Below are 15177 nucleotides of genomic sequence, written 5' to 3' on the forward strand. Positions count from 1 at the left end.
AAGCTTTCGTTTTTAGAAAATTAGCATCAATGCATAGAGAGCTGTTGCGACAATGGCGAAAATTATATGGGCAAAGAACAGCTGAATGTAATAACCCTTAAAATCAATCGGGGGTTGATGACGGGTCATTTTGAAAATAATTATCCAGCTGAAGATGCCAATTAAACCACTGAGTACCCCTAGTAGGAGAGCACTTAATGATGAAACTGGTAAAATATTCTTTACCCAAATAATATGATACCCAACCACAAACAAAAAACCGATTATGTAATGTGTTAACCAGCCCCAAGTTTTTTTTGATCGTGCCGAGTGATCTATTTTCAATTTGTCAATGGCGTATATTAATAGTACAGGCTCTTTATACAACTCCCTAAAACTTTTTGATATTGCATAGCTAAACCACGTCATAGCTGATGTCGCGGTAATTGAAATAAATATCAATTGTAAAATGACATAAAATGGCATAAGATTTAGGATTTGAGGTCTAACGTATTTCAAAGTTAAATCCAAAAATCGGGAGCTCTTTATACTATTAAATTTTGTAATTATATAATTATCAGTAAGTAAGGTTTTTGTGTTATAGAATAGCCTCTAAAGATTGCTTTAAAATAGAAGCGGCTTTTTCCATTTCCTCTTTTTCCAAATGTCCAAATCCTAAACGAGTTGCAGTTAAATCTTTGGTTTGATACAAAATGGTTTTGGGTAAAAATAATCCGTTATTCAAACATTCTTTCTGAAATTTGATCAGATTAAAATCAGGAAGCCATTCGACCCAAATTGCTAATCCGCGCGGGGGAATTTTAAATTTGATTTTGCCGTTTAATTTTTCATTAAGTATAGAAACAAAGAAATCGCGGCGTTCTTTGTAAATTTTTTTGTTCTTTTTAGAAAGTCGGTGTACTTCGCCTTCAGAAATCCATTCGGTTAAAACTTGTTCTTTCATGACATCAATTCCGGGTTCGAGAATATTTTGATTCTTTTCTAATTCTTTGATAAAGTCTGCTGGAGCGGCAACAAAACCATAACTGAATCCAGAGGGAAGTGATTTTCCAAAAGATCCAATATAAACCACACGTTGATTGGTATCAAAAGCGGCCAAAGGCAAAACTGGATTATGATCATAATGAAAATCAAAATCGTAATCGTCTTCCAGAATAACAAAACCGTACTTATTGGCTAATTCCAAAACTTCAATTCTCTTTTTTGCACTCATAAGAATCGTGGTCGGATAATGATAATTGGAGGTAAGATATAAAATCCTGATTTTAGAAGTTTCGCAGATTTCCTTCAATTTTTTAGTATCAATTCCATCTTCATTTACTGGAATAGAAATTATCTGAGCTCCTGTATTGGTCAACGTCATATTCGACATATAATAACCCGGCGAAGCCACAACTACTTTATCTCCTGCATTAATAAGCACTTTTGTAACCAGATATAAGGCGATTTCGTGGCTACTGGCAGTTAAAAGATTAGAGGTTGAAATACGAATTCCTCTCGTTAGATTTAAATAATTGGCAAATTGCGTTTTAAAATTAGAATGGGAGCGAAGCTGGATTTGTTCGTAGGTTTTAGAAGTTTTGTGTCTTTTTAATTTGGAAACATACAATCTTGCCAAAACATCGGTTTGTACCAATCTTAAATCGGGCATTCCGTCATTAAATTGATACGGCAGATTGCTGATTTCGATTGGATTTTCAAGTATTGTAGAACGCTGAAAAGTAAAACCAGTATCGATTGCTGATTGATTTGGTTCTTTTAAAGTTGTAAATTCAGCTTTGTTTTTTTGCTTTTGTTGTGATAAAATAAAAGTGCCTTTGTTTGGAAGTGTTTCAATCCAGCCCTGAGATTCCAAATCCTGAAAAGCTTTAATCAAGGTGTTCCGATTCACTTCAAGAACTTTACAAAGAATTCTTGTACCGGGAAGTTTGGTTCCTTCAGGAAGAAAACCCGTTTGAATGGCTTTGATAAATTCAAAAACAATCTGAAGATAAAGCGCTGTATTTTCTTCAGGCTTAAGCTGAATAAAGCTTTTAAAAGGAATTTCAACCGGACTATTCATAAATACAAAACTGGTATACTTTATTAGTACGGCAAGATACTACTTTTGCCAAAAAAAATTGACCAAATGAAAAAAATCTACTTTGCTGCTCTTGCAGTAATTTGTTCTAACGTTTATGCGCAGTCTAAAAAGGATTCGATAAACGAAATGAACGAGGTAATCATTAATGAAAACCGTTTTAATACACCTATTTCAAAACAAAACAGAAATGTGTATGTGATTTCGAGTGAAACTATAAAAAAACTTCCGGGAAGAACTTTACAGGAAGTATTACAATATGCCAATGGAGTAGACATTAGACAAAGAGGACCGTTTGGAACTCAGGCTGATATCAGTGTTGATGGAGGAAGTTTTGAGCAAACTGTTGTTTTGTTGAACGGAGCAAAAGTAATCGATTCTCAAACGGCTCATAATATGCTGAATTTGCCTCTTCCGGTTGAAGTTATCGAAAGAATTGAAGTTGTTCGCGGACCGGCTGCAAGAATTTACGGAATCAACAGTTTAACTGGAGCTATCAATATTATCACTAAAAAACCAACAGATTCTGAATTTTTGGTAAGTACATACGCAGGTTCAAATTTTGAAAAAGATACTCGTGATACTGGAGATACATTTTACGGAACCGGAGTTCAGGCGGGAGCAGTTTTAGGAAAAGAAAAACAACAGCATTTAATTTTTGCTTCGCATGATAAAAGCAACGGATATCGATACAATACAGCATTTGAAAACAACAAAATTTTCTACCAAGGAAATGTTCAAATCAACGATTCTAATGAAATTTTAGGTTCTGCGGGTTACATCAACAACGGTTTTGGTGCCAATGGATTTTACGCAGCGCCAGGAGATATCAATTCGACAGAAATCATTCAAACGACTTTTGCTAATATTCAGTCAAAACATGCCATTACAGAAAACTGGAAAATTATGCCAAGAGTAACGTACAGATATAATTATGATGATTATCGTTACTTAGGAAACTCTAATTTGGCCGTAGGTAGAAGTCAACATTATACCAATTCTATTGCTGGAGAATTAAATTCTACGGTGAAATTGTCTAAAGGCGAAATTGGTTTTGGAGCAGAATTTAGAAATGAAAATATTCATTCTTCAAATATTGGTGATCATGATCGCGAAAATCTGGGAGTTTATGCAGAATATAGAACGAGTTTTACAGATAAACTTGACGTAAATATTGGAACGTATTTGAATTACAATTCAGATTACAAATGGCAGATTTATCCAGGAATCGACGCTAGTTATGCGATTACAGATGCTTTTAAAATTATTGGTAATGTTGGAACAAGTCAAAGAATTCCATCGTTTACAGATTTGTATTTGAAACAAACAGGAAACATTGGAAATACAGATTTAGATTCTGAAAATGCTTTTCAAAGTGAAATTGGTTTTAAATACAACAAAAAAGCTTTAAGCTTCAACGCTAATTATTTCTACAGAAAAATTGACAATTATATTGATTGGATGCGTAATTTGACAACGCAGCCTTGGCAAAGTCAAAATACGGGAGATTTAAATACTAACGGAATCAATTTGCGTGGTACTTATAGATTTGATTTTTCTAAAGATTCTAGATTAAACATTCTTTTAGCGTACACTTATTTGGATTCTGAATTTAAAAGTTCAAGAACAGAAATCTATTCTAAATACCTTATTTCTTCATTAAAACATCAAATTACCAATACAATAGATTATCAGTATAAAGATTTCTCTGTTTTGTTTGCAACCCGTTTTAACGAAAGAATTACTGGACCTTCTTACTGGGTAAATGATTTTAGAGTAAGCCAGTCTATCAATAAATTCACAATATTTTTTGATGCACAGAATATATTTAATGCCACTTATTACGAAGTAGGAGCAGTGCCTCTGCCATCAAGATGGTTTACTTTAGGAGTTAAATTAGTTACTTTTTAAATTACTTTAAAAAAACATAAAAAACCGTAATTCTAGAATTAGAATTGCGGTTTTTTTATGGTTTTTCTAAAACGAAAAATCTCCCAGTTATTTAAAGGATAACTAGGAGATAGATCAAAAATAAACACAAACAATTGTTAGAACGAGTATCTTAAGCCAAGCTGACCTTGGAATCTTGAAGCTAATTGATCTATAGTATAAGGTGTAGAAGTTGGTTTTTGGAACGTGTAAGTTGGATCGCCTGTTGCTGTTCCTCCTAAGTTTCCAGATTTAGTTAAACCAATACTTGCTGTTGAATTATAGGTGTTTGGAACAAAATAACTTCTTCCCCAATCTTTGTTGATAAGGTTTCCGATATTAGCCATACTGAATGAAATTTGGAAAGTTCCTACTTTAGTTACTTTGATTTCGTCCATTAATTTTAAATCAGCCTGAATGTTCCATGGAGTAGTATCACCATTTCTTTGTGTGAATGTTCCTCTTCTGCTTTTTAAATAATCATTTCCGTTAATGAAGGCTTCGTAATCTGCAACTTGCTGTGCTGCTGTAGCAGAAGGAACACCAGCTGAACTAACTCCAATATATTTTGCCGCTTCTGCAGCATCTTTAAAGATATATGCTAATCCTGCTGCTTGTCCTGTTCCAGCAATTGTAGAGTTTACAAATCCCCAAGAAAACGGATTTCCTGATTGTGCATTAAAATAAACATTTGCAGAGAAAGTATTGTTGTCAGCCAATTTTACTGCATATCCAACATTAGAAACAATTCTGTGTTTGATATTAAAGTTTGAAGTTGCTAACTGAGGATCATTTGGTGTTAAAGATTGATTCATTTGGAAGTTACTTTCCATAGAATTACGAATTCCGTTTGTAACATCTTTAGAATCTCCATAAGTATAAGCGACCATAAAATTAAGACCAAAATCGTATGTTTTTGAAATCATCTCAGTAATGCTGTAACGGTATCCTTTATTTGTATTTGACAATAAGTAAGCATTTGAAAACGCAGCATTGATATTTGCAGCATAAATCGGCATCTGATGATTCGTGTCGTAAGAGAAATAAGTTGGATTATCTGTCTTATTTACTTGTTGAAATTGAAGATCGCGAATCACTTTTGTGTACATTCCTTCAGTTGTAAATTTATATCCGTTAATGATTTTATCAATCGCAAGCGAGTTTCTTAAAACAGCTGGCATTTTGAATTTATTATCAATTAAATCGGCCTGAACTTTTGGTGTTGCATCATGATATCCATTTAATCCGTTTGGAGTCAAAGGATCGCCTGCTGCTGCAACTTGAGCTGCAGTAAGGTTGTTTTTGTCGTAACTTCCGTAACCAACACCATCATTGTAATACGCATATCCTAACCAAGCAAACGGAACTCTACCTGTAAATACTCCAGAACCACCTCTTAAAACAAGCGTTTTATCTTCGTTAACATTGTATGTAAATCCGATTCTTGGAGAAACTAAAGCTGTACCAAAAAAGTTGTTTTTAATCTGGCTTAATGGCGTATAATCGTAAGTTGTTCCATAATTTGGATCTGCTGGAGAATTTTGAACTTGCTGACTTAATTTTGGTTTAGTTGGCATGTCTGTATAATCAATTCTTACTCCTGGAGTAACTTTTAATTTACTTCCAATTCTAATTTCATCCTGAACATAAGCACTGTAAAGGTTTACGTTAAATTGTGCATACGGATTATTAAAGATTTCGTCTCTTGAAGAACCATCAAAAGGATAAGTTCCACGTACTCTAGAAGGTAATTTGTTGTAAAAATCAGCCAGAGATTTGTATGAAATTCTTCCGTTAAGCGCATTTACGAATCCGTAATTGATGTCGTAAAATTCGTTGTGTGTTCCAAATAATAAAGTATGATTTCCTGTTTTATAAGTAAGGTTATCTGTAATTTCAGTTGTATTCTGTTTCATATTGAAAACAGTTGCTTCACGATCATTTCCTAAGAAAATTGTTCCACCATTGTAACCAATTTCTGTTTGAGGAAACATAATATTGCTTGATTTTGGATCACGATAATCTTTAATGGCAGAATAACTTGCTATGAAAGAGTTTGACCATTGACTGTTGAAATGACTTTTTAATTCTAAAACAGTACTAATCGCTTGGTTTTTTTGAGTAAAATCCATACTTGCGAATCTAAAGTTAGCCGCGTCACGCTCTAGATTTGTTGCTTGAGAAATTACAGTATTATTTCGTAATGAAAGAGAGTGTTTGTCATTAATTTTCCAATCTAATTTATTGAAGAATTTCTGGCTTTTAGAAAAGTTGTTATAAGAACCGTAACTTCCTGGGTCGAATCCATAATTTGTTTTAACGAAATTAGAGATTTGTTCAGCAGTAGCATTATCTACTAATGAAGTTAGTTTTCCGTTGGCATCTGTTTGTCCTGCATTGTAAAAAATAGGATCTGTTCTTTCTGCATATTCCATATTTGTAAAGAAGAATAATTTATCTTTTACAATTGGAAGTCCAACTCTGAAACCGATTTGATAGTCACCAAAAGCTTTTGGCATTTTAGAACCATCTCCAGCATTGTTAGGACCAGTAATTGCAGCACTTCTTCCGTAGCTGTAAATAGATCCGCTTACTGTATTGGTACCACTTCGTGTAACAGCATTTACACTTCCTCCTAAAAAGTTTCCTAATTTAATATCATAAGGAGCAATGTAAACTTGAATATCCTGAATCGCATCAAGACTTATAGAGTTAGAACGTGTACTGCTTCCAGGCATACCAGAAGTTCCAGATTGACCTCCTAATGACGGACTAAAACCAATCGCATCATTATTGATAGAACCGTCAATCGTAACGTTATTATATCTAAAATTTGTTCCTGCAAAAGAGTTATTAGAACTTTGCGGTACTAATTTCGTAACATCCTGAATTCCTCTGTTTATCAACGGAAGACCATTTACTTGTTTTTCGCTAATATTGGTTCCGTTATTTTTAGACGAAGGTTTAGAACCTGTTATTACTACTTCTTCCAATACATTATTATCCGATTTACTTAGTACAATTGTTGGTAAATCATTGTCTCCAAGTGCTAAATGTATTTGAGAGTTAGTATAATCTTTGGCATCATTACTTTTAATTTCTAATTCGTAAGGTCCGCCGGCATTTAGATTTTCGAAACTGAATCTTCCTTGTTTATCCGTAACAGCTTTGTAAACTGCATTTGTCGGTAAATGTGTCAAGGTTACTTCAGCACCATTAATTGGGCTTGTACCATCATTAACTTTGGCAGATAAAGATGAGGTTGTAATTTGGGCAAAAATGTTTCCCACGGTTAGGAGCATTAAAGCCGAAAAAAAGAGTCTTAGGTTTGTCATATTTTTAGTTTTTATTTGACAAAGAAACTCTGTTTGTTTCGATCCGATTTAACGCTTTTGTTAACATAAAATGATATAACTATTTATTGTTAACTTAAAATCATCAACGTGTTATGATATTGAAATTATTTTAACCCTTTAAAATCAATACTTTGTGTAAATGTTTAAAAATAAAAGGATTAGACTTATATTTGAAGTAGATTAGAGAAAGATTAGAGTATTAAGCCAATGTTACCAATTGTAAAAATGGCGATTCTTGATGAGGACTATTCGCTTAAAAAAAAGCAAAATTAATTATGGAAATAATAAAGAAATGGTTGTGCCTTTTTCCAATTCTGAATCGATATTTAATTCAATATGATGAAGTTTTAGAATCTGCATGGTAATAAAAAGCCCTAATCCTTGTCCCTGAATATGACGTGTACGATCACTTCTAAAAAAGAGTTCAAAAATAGATTCCTGATCTTTTTGTGAAATTCCCAGTCCTTTATCAACAATTTTAATTAGAAGTTTGCCTCCATTTGAAGACGCAAAAACATTGACCTTTTCTGGAAAAGAAAATTTAATGGCGTTATCCAATACATTATTGAGTGCTATAAAAAGCATGTCTTTGTTTGCATAAACAGAAAGCAACTCTTCATTATTGGCAATGTTGTCAAAATTTACAGAAACTTTTGAGTCTGGATATTCAATTGCTTTTTTCTCCAATACATTCCATAATATTTCATCTATTCTGATGGTTTCCATTTTTTGTGGCTCAGAAAGTTCAAGACCTGACAACACTAAAAGTTCTTCCAAAATCGATTTTAAATGAAAAGTATCTTTCCTCAGAGATTTCAAAACATTTTCATATTCTTCGTTTGATCTCGGATGTTGTAGCGAAACGTCAATATCTCCTATAATAATAGTCAGTGGTGTTTTTAATTCGTGCGATGCATTTTTTAGGAAATTATTCTGCAGCTTGATACCCGTTTCAAGTCTTTCTAAAAGATAATTAAAGGTTGTGATAAGTTCTTTAATTTCATCTTTTCCACTAACCGTAGGCATTTCAAGTCTCGAATGTAGGTTTTCTGTGGTAATCGTATTTACTTTGGCAATAACATCTTCAAAAGGTCTGAAAGTTTGTTTGGCTAAAAATCTTCCTAAAAGAAAATTAAACGGAATCGCGAGCAGATAAAATCCAATGAACATTAATCCCAGCGCATTTAATTGCTGATCTCCCACAATATCAATTCCGGAAACTACAATAATAAAATCGCCCTGATTATCTTTATAATATAAACCTGTAAATTGTCTGTCTTCCTTTGTAAAATAGAATATTCTGTTTTTAGAAATTGCTTTTAAATCCTTGTCAGTTAAAGTAATATCGATATCGTCTCTCAGGTATAATTCTTTAGTTTTAGCATTATATATCCTGATCGTCTGATTGGTAATTTTTTTATACTCAATTTCTATGGTTTGATAACGAGAGCTGTCAACTTTGCTGATTTCATCTTTTTCAAAATAAAAAAAAGCAGTTATCAAGGCGCTGTCTTCAAGTCTTTCGTAATAAAGATCCTGTCTGTGTTTTTTAAAAAGCAAAAATGATCCCGTCAGTACAAGTCCGACAGTAAAAGCAAATAATAAGGTAGAATTTACAGAAAGTTTGGTTTTAAGATTCATGAGCTTTTTTCTTAAGCATATAACCGGTTCCTTTTACAGTATGAATGAGTGGTTCAGAAAAATTCTTATCGACTTTATTTCGTAAATAGTTGATATAAACATCTACAGTATTGGTGTTCATATCAAGATCAAGATTCCAAACCGCTTCGGCAATTGCAATTCTAGAAAGCGCTTTTTCGCGGTTTTTCATAAAGAAAATCAAAAGCTTCAGTTCTCTTGACGAAAGATTGAGTTCTTTTCCGTCTCTTGAGGCACTTTGTTCTTTCATATTGATTTCGATTCCCGCATAAGATTGAAAATCTAAAATTCCGGAACTAAATTCAGCACGACGAAGCTGCGCATTTATTCTCGCCAAAAGTTCTTCAAATAAAAAAGGTTTGGCTAAATAATCATCTGCGCCAGATTGCAGTCCTTTTACTTTTTCGTGTGGAGTATCTAAAGCACTAAGAATAAGAATTGGAACTATGATTTTTCTATTTCTTAAAATCTCGCAAACTTCAAAACCTGAAATATCAGGAAGCATAATATCAAGAATGATAATATCAAAATCATTTTTCATGACTTCATTTACAGCATCATGACCTTTTGAAACTGCTTTTACCTGATACAGATTTTCTTCGAGACCTCTTATGATAAAAGACGCAACTCTAGGATCGTCTTCTACTAATAACACTTTATTCATTATCGATTATTATTACTGAATGAGTTTTGAATGGGATAAAAGTAATTAAAAGTAGAGTATTTTAGAGTAAAAAAAACAGGAACTAAAATGTGTTTTCTGTAATTACAAAAGTGCCTGTAAAAGATTTAAAAAAGTTTTTATATTTGAGTAAACTATTCTGTAAAAGCACATTTAAAGTTTCATTTTAATCAAAATACGATATGAAAATACTTTTTATTAGAACCATGTTGTTTTTAATGTTCTTAACTTTTTTGTCTTGCGATAATAAAAAACAAAAACCAGAGGCTAAACCTTATGAAGCAGGTGTGATTTTGTCTTTTGATGATGCTTATGTTGATGAATGGGCTGAAGCCGATGCCGCTTTGAAAAAATACGGATGGCGAGCTACTTTCAATGTTTGCAGAATAGATTCTATTGGAGCGCCTCAAATTAAAAAACTGCTTCAAATGCAAAAAGAAGGACATGAAATTGCAGGACATGGATATCATCATTACAATGCCGTAAAGTTTGTACAGCAAAACGGAATAGATGCTTATATGCAACAGGAAATAAATCCCATGATTGTTTCTATGAAAAAGAAAGGTTTTAACGTTACTTCTTTTGCCTATCCGTATGGAGAAAGATCTGAAGAATTGGATAAAGCTTTGTCTCCTGAATTTAAAATTATCAGAGGAAGAGCTTTTGGTGGAGAACTTCCAGAAAAACAAGACAGTTATTTTAATAATTCAAAAATCGTTTTTGCTTTTGATATCGATAACAGTCATATTCATTTCAGCATTCCATATCTTTTAGAATTATTGGATTATGCTAAAAAACATAATAAAATTCTGATTCTCTGCAGTCATAAACCAGTGAAGAAAGTAACAGAAAATTACCAGACAAAAATAGAAACTTTAGAATTTGTCTGTCGATACATGAAGCTTAACAATCTCAAATATTACACTTTATCTGATTTGAATAATTTATTGCCTCAAAACTGATTTTGTTTAGTCATTTTTATTTCATTGAATAAAAGTTTGAGTGTAATAAAATTAATTATATTCGCTTTTACAAAAAGCAGTGAGTTCTCAATTCACTTATCCAAAAACAATCGAAATAAAATAGTATAACGCTTTTTTATACATTAAGTTAAAACATGGAGTTAACAGAAAATCAAGATTTATTTCAAACCATTTTTGACTCAACAGCCAATGGCATTGCCGTAATTAAGTCTGTGTACAATAATCAGGGTGAAGTAAACGATTTTTCGATAGTGTTTTTAAATGCTTATGTCTTAAAACGCGTTAGTGATTTAAACTACAAAGACAGGCTTTATACTGAGGTTTTTCCTGGAATAAAAGATAACGGAATTCTTGAAAAATTTATTCATACGGCAACAACCGGAATTACAACTGATTTTGAATCCAGATATATAGTTGGAGATTCTAAATTCTGGTATCGATTTGCAGTTGTAAAACAAGGAGAATTATTGATTGTTACTACAGAGGATCTTACCAAAAGAAAAAAAGCCGAAATTGCTTTGAAAAATGCGTTAGATACTGCAGAAAAGCAAAAACGATTTTATCATTCTATAGCCAATACAACTCCAGATTTGGTTTATGTATTTGATCTCTCTTATCATTTTACTTATGCAAATAAAGCACTGCTTTCTATGTGGGGAAAATCGGCAGAAGAATCTATTGGTAAAGGTTTGAGAGATAATGGATACGAAGAATGGCATGCTGTAATGCATGAAAGAGAAATTGACGAAGTAGTTGCCTCAAAAAAATTGATTAGAGGAACTGTGTCTTTTCCACACGCCGAATTAGGAAGCAGGATTTACGATTATATTTTTGCGCCAGTTTTTAATGAAGAAGGAGAAGTAGAAGCTGTTGCAGGAACTACCCGCGATATTACAGAAATAAAACAAGCAGAACAACAGCAGATTCTAGCAACAAAAAAGGCAGAACAAAGTGAAGCTACTTTAAAATCGATGATCGACCAAACGCCATCTCCAACATTAGTTTTGATGGGAGATGATTTGGTAATCAAACAAATTAATAAACACATGCTTGCCATGATTGGCAGGGGAGAAGAAATCATCGGAATGCCATTGATTGATGTTCTGCCAGAATTAAAAGGACAATATGTATGGACTCAGGTTCAAAACGTTTATAACGAAGGAACTCCTTTTGATCAGAGTGAAGTTTTGGTACAGCACAATCGTACAGGAGTAAAACGAGATTATTATTACAACCTTGCTTATCGTCCTTTGGTTGAAGATGGTAAAATAACCGGAATGATTCAGGTTGCAGTTGATGTTACAGAACAGGTTGTTGCCAGAAAAAAGATGGAAGAGAGCGAAAATCGTTTCCGTGTTTTAATTAATGCTTCATCTGATTTTGTATATCGAATGAATGCTGATTGGACTGTAATGAGAAATTTAGAAGGAATTGATTTTCAGTCAGATCCTGAACTTCCTGTTTTTAACTGGATCGATAAATATATTTATTTTGAAGATCAGGAAAAAGCATTAAAGCTAATTGCCAATGCAATTGAAAGAAAGGGGACTTTTGAAATGGAACATCGAGTTTTAAAAGCTGATGGTTCTATTGGATGGACGTTTTCGAGAGCAATTCCAATTTTAGACGATGACAAAAACATAGTTGAATGGTTTGGTGCAGCTGGTGATATCACTTCGCAAAAAGAAGTACAACAGATTATTAAAGACAGCGAAGAGAAATTCAGACAAATGGCAGATCTTGTACCACAAGTTATCTGGACAGCTCAACCAGATGGTTCTACAGATTATTACAATAAGCGTTGGTATGAATATACTGGCTTAGAAGAAAATAAGTTTGGAGACCAAAGTTGGGTTCCATTGTTGCATCGCGATGATGTTTTACCAGTATTAGAAGCTTGGTATATAAGTGTTCAAGGAGGTACAAATTATCAGCTTGAATTTAGATTAGAGAATAAAAATACAGGAGAATATCGTTGGTTTTTGAGTAAAGCACTTCCTATTCGAGATAAAACAGGAGTGATTGTTAAATGGTTTGGAACTTGTACCGATATTCACGAACAAAAAACAATTACCGAAAAACTGGAAGGTTTAGTAGCCGATAGAACAAAAGAATTGCAACGTTCCAACGAAGATTTACAACAGTTTGCGCATGTTGCTTCGCATGATTTGAAAGAACCAGTAAGAAAAATAAAAACATTTACCAGTAGGCTAGAAGAACATTTACAAGGTCAATTAGATGAATCTGCATCGAGATTTATTGGCAGAATACATGTTGCTGCAGATCGAATGTTTAATATGATAGATGGTGTTTTGATGTATTCTAAAATCAATTCTAATTTACAAAAAGCAACTTTAATTGATTTAAACGAAGTTTTAAAAAATATCGAAACTGATTTGGAAGTTTCCTTGCAAAATACCAATGGAGAGATTTATTATAATGATCTGCCAAAGCTGGAAGGAGCTTCGGTACTGATTTATCAGCTTTTCTATAATTTGATTAATAATTCTATTAAATTTGCCAAAAAAGGAACGCCCCCTGTAATCGTAATATCTTCAAAAATAGTAGCTGAGAATCAAAAGGCAATAGCTTTGATTACTGTTGAAGATAACGGAATTGGTTTTGAAGATGAACAATCGGCACAAATCTTCGAAACTTTTACAAGACTTAATTCTAAGGATGTCTATGAAGGAACGGGATTAGGATTGTCACTCTGTAAGAAGATAGTAGAAAGGCACGGAGGAACTATTACAGCAATCGGGCGACCTTATGTAGGGGCAGTTTTTACAATTAAACTTCCTCTAAAGCAACAAGAAAATGGAATATAAGTATGAGTGAAAAAATAATTTTACTGGCTGACGACGATACGGATGACACCGAAATGTTTTGTGAGGCACTAGAAGAAATAGATGGAAACATAATCTGTCATTGTGCAGAAAATGGAAATGAAGCGTGGAAAATACTTAATCAAATCACTGAAAAACCACAGCTGATTTTTCTAGATCTCAATATGCCTGTAATGAATGGCTGGGATTGTCTTAAATTAATTAAAAACGATGATCGTTATAAGGATATTCCTGTAATCATGATTTCGACTTCTTCTCATAAAAATGATATGGAAACGGCTTTAAAACTTGGATCTATTTGCTATTTTGTGAAGCCTAATAGTTTTACTGATTTGAAGCACATCCTTCAGCACATTACAAATTTTGGGCATAATTTAAAAGACGCTCTCCATAAATTAAAAGAAAGCGGTTCTAAGCATATTTTTATCTGTAACGAAGACTAATTGGTTTTTATTTGCACTTCGAATTTTCCGTAATAAGGATTATCAGCCATTAAAGAATGTCCGATTACTAAAACATGAACTCCTTTTTGTTTGAGCGGAATCTCTAAATCCATTCCAAAAGGGCCGTCTGAAGTTTTATCTGGAAAAATAATTTGATTAAAACGAATGTTTCCTTTTTCGGGAGCTGGAATAATTTTAGCTTTTAATACCTCTAATTCTTCATTTGTAAACTTAACATATACTTTTGAATTAAGAGAATCTAATCTTCCTTCAGCTGTAAATATTCCTTCTTTATCGCTATAATTCATAGTAATCGTATCTCCGTTTTGTTTGTTTTCCTGTTTGTTTTCTTTTTCAGGAATAGGAGTCGGAGATTTACTAGTGGTATTGTTGTTTTCTTTCTTTTGACATGAAAACAATAAAATTGCTATAAAAAGGAACAGTATATTTTTCATTTGAATGATTTAGCCTAACATTAAAAAAGTTCCTGGAGTTTCTTCATCTTTGTTGTATTCACCTTCCAATTTTTCATCCAAATCCTCTTCTTCCCAGTCATTTTCATCATATTCTGATTCGAAGTCATCTTCAAGATCGTCCTCCAGTTCTCCAAGTTCTAAATAGCGTGATTCGCGAGTATATAATTCGTTTGCATGATTACTTTCCAAATAATCATCATAATTTAGCAATAGTTGCTCCTCGTATGAATTCATTTCTCCTTCAAATTCATTGTAAGTGTAATTTTCGAATATCATAGTAATCAAATTTAAAAAGTGAATAAATGTGTCTAATTCTCTAATTAGATTATTCTAAAATTACATACTCAATCAATAAATTATTTTATATAATTTTCTTGAAGCATTGTTAAATTTTCATATTGGGACGATTTTTCAAATAACTGCTAAAAACCAAAAAGCCTGTAAACATTTAAGTTTACAGGCTTTTTTTTTGTGGAGTCGCCGGGAATCGAACCCGGGTCCAAACAAGCAACTAAAGAGCTTTCTACACGCTTATTTCCTGATTAAATTTTCGATGTTGAGCTAGGCCAGAAACAACCACCCAACACTTATCTTCTTAATTTTCGAAATCCACCCGAAGCTCATGAATATCTAGGTTTATTTTTACGGTTCCCCTGAACGGAACGCCACAAACCAAGGCTTTCCAGGAGAATCCAGCTTCTCTACCTTGTAGAGACGTGGCGC

The 15177-nt window shown here is 33.0% G+C and carries 11 protein-coding genes and 1 other RNA gene; 4 read left to right on the top strand and 8 right to left on the bottom strand.

All coding sequences use genetic code 11. The features are described 5' to 3' along the window. Nucleotides 1-12 precede the first annotated feature (12 nt). Nucleotides 13-465, bottom strand: coding sequence for a hypothetical protein (locus VGE71_RS05995; protein WP_331137500.1), 453 nt, complete (start codon nucleotides 463-465; stop codon nucleotides 13-15). A gap of 112 nt (nucleotides 466-577) precedes the next feature. Beyond that, entirely contained in the window at nucleotides 578-2062 is a 1485-nt protein-coding gene (locus VGE71_RS06000) for a PLP-dependent aminotransferase family protein (protein WP_331137501.1), read from the bottom strand. Nucleotides 2063-2128: 66 nt separating this feature from the next. On the opposite strand from VGE71_RS06000, the gene VGE71_RS06005 reads away from it, so the two are divergent. After that, nucleotides 2129-3991, top strand: coding sequence for a TonB-dependent receptor plug domain-containing protein (locus VGE71_RS06005; protein ID WP_331137502.1), 1863 nt, complete (start codon nucleotides 2129-2131; stop codon nucleotides 3989-3991). 137 nt (nucleotides 3992-4128) lie between these two features. On the opposite strand, the gene VGE71_RS06010 is transcribed toward VGE71_RS06005, so the two are convergent. The 3 genes from VGE71_RS06010 to VGE71_RS06020 form a co-directional block, all read right to left on the bottom strand. Continuing rightward, nucleotides 4129-7344, bottom strand: a complete 3216-nt coding sequence (locus VGE71_RS06010; RefSeq protein ID WP_331137503.1) for a TonB-dependent receptor — start codon at nucleotides 7342-7344, stop codon at nucleotides 4129-4131. 294 nt (nucleotides 7345-7638) lie between these two features. Then, the gene (locus tag VGE71_RS06015; protein WP_331137504.1) at nucleotides 7639-9006 is read right to left on the bottom strand and encodes a HAMP domain-containing sensor histidine kinase; all 1368 of its coding nucleotides are present in this window, start codon (nucleotides 9004-9006) and stop codon (nucleotides 7639-7641) included. Then, nucleotides 8996-9688, bottom strand: coding sequence for a response regulator transcription factor (locus VGE71_RS06020; RefSeq protein ID WP_331137505.1), 693 nt, complete (start codon nucleotides 9686-9688; stop codon nucleotides 8996-8998). Before VGE71_RS06020 ends, VGE71_RS06015 begins: the two co-directional genes overlap by 11 nt. Before the next feature lie 200 nt (nucleotides 9689-9888). On the opposite strand from VGE71_RS06020, the gene VGE71_RS06025 reads away from it, so the two are divergent. The 3 genes from VGE71_RS06025 (at nucleotide 9889) to VGE71_RS06035 (ending at nucleotide 13978) form a co-directional block, all read left to right on the top strand. Further along, complete coding sequence (locus tag VGE71_RS06025) at nucleotides 9889-10668, top strand: polysaccharide deacetylase family protein (protein WP_331137506.1); 780 nt, start codon at nucleotides 9889-9891, stop codon at nucleotides 10666-10668. A 155-nt stretch (nucleotides 10669-10823) separates the two neighbouring features. Beyond that, nucleotides 10824-13517, top strand: a complete 2694-nt coding sequence (locus tag VGE71_RS06030; RefSeq protein WP_331137507.1) for a PAS domain S-box protein — start codon at nucleotides 10824-10826, stop codon at nucleotides 13515-13517. Between the two features lie 2 nt (nucleotides 13518-13519). Further along, complete coding sequence (locus VGE71_RS06035) at nucleotides 13520-13978, top strand: response regulator (protein ID WP_331137508.1); 459 nt, start codon at nucleotides 13520-13522, stop codon at nucleotides 13976-13978. Here VGE71_RS06035 and VGE71_RS06040 read toward each other — a convergent pair. The 3 genes from VGE71_RS06040 to ssrA all read right to left on the bottom strand — a co-directional run. Beyond that, complete coding sequence (locus tag VGE71_RS06040) at nucleotides 13975-14433, bottom strand: hypothetical protein (protein ID WP_331137509.1); 459 nt, start codon at nucleotides 14431-14433, stop codon at nucleotides 13975-13977. The genes VGE71_RS06035 and VGE71_RS06040 overlap by 4 nt on opposite strands. Nucleotides 14434-14442: 9 nt before the next feature. After that, nucleotides 14443-14730, bottom strand: coding sequence for a hypothetical protein (locus VGE71_RS06045; RefSeq protein WP_331137510.1), 288 nt, complete (start codon nucleotides 14728-14730; stop codon nucleotides 14443-14445). 193 nt (nucleotides 14731-14923) lie between these two features. Beyond that, nucleotides 14924-15177, bottom strand: a transfer-messenger RNA (tmRNA) gene (ssrA, locus tag VGE71_RS06050); the annotation flags it as partial.

Source organism: Flavobacterium sp. (genome assembly GCF_036405015.1).
Lineage (GTDB): Bacteria > Bacteroidota > Bacteroidia > Flavobacteriales > Flavobacteriaceae > Flavobacterium.

Bases quoted from the DNA above. Each gene is read 5' to 3' on its own strand.
- VGE71_RS05995 (WP_331137500.1), bottom strand. From the start codon at position 465: ATGCCATTTTATGTCATTTTACAATTGATATTTATTTCAATTACCGCG.
- VGE71_RS06000 (WP_331137501.1), bottom strand. From the start codon at position 2,062: ATGAATAGTCCGGTTGAAATTCCTTTTAAAAGCTTTATTCAGCTTAAG.
- VGE71_RS06005 (WP_331137502.1), top strand. From the start codon at position 2,129: ATGAAAAAAATCTACTTTGCTGCTCTTGCAGTAATTTGTTCTAACGTT.
- VGE71_RS06010 (WP_331137503.1), bottom strand. From the start codon at position 7,344: ATGACAAACCTAAGACTCTTTTTTTCGGCTTTAATGCTCCTAACCGTG.
- VGE71_RS06015 (WP_331137504.1), bottom strand. From the start codon at position 9,006: ATGAATCTTAAAACCAAACTTTCTGTAAATTCTACCTTATTATTTGCT.
- VGE71_RS06020 (WP_331137505.1), bottom strand. From the start codon at position 9,688: ATGAATAAAGTGTTATTAGTAGAAGACGATCCTAGAGTTGCGTCTTTT.
- VGE71_RS06025 (WP_331137506.1), top strand. From the start codon at position 9,889: ATGAAAATACTTTTTATTAGAACCATGTTGTTTTTAATGTTCTTAACT.
- VGE71_RS06030 (WP_331137507.1), top strand. From the start codon at position 10,824: ATGGAGTTAACAGAAAATCAAGATTTATTTCAAACCATTTTTGACTCA.
- VGE71_RS06035 (WP_331137508.1), top strand. From the start codon at position 13,520: ATGAGTGAAAAAATAATTTTACTGGCTGACGACGATACGGATGACACC.
- VGE71_RS06040 (WP_331137509.1), bottom strand. From the start codon at position 14,433: ATGAAAAATATACTGTTCCTTTTTATAGCAATTTTATTGTTTTCATGT.
- VGE71_RS06045 (WP_331137510.1), bottom strand. From the start codon at position 14,730: ATGATATTCGAAAATTACACTTACAATGAATTTGAAGGAGAAATGAAT.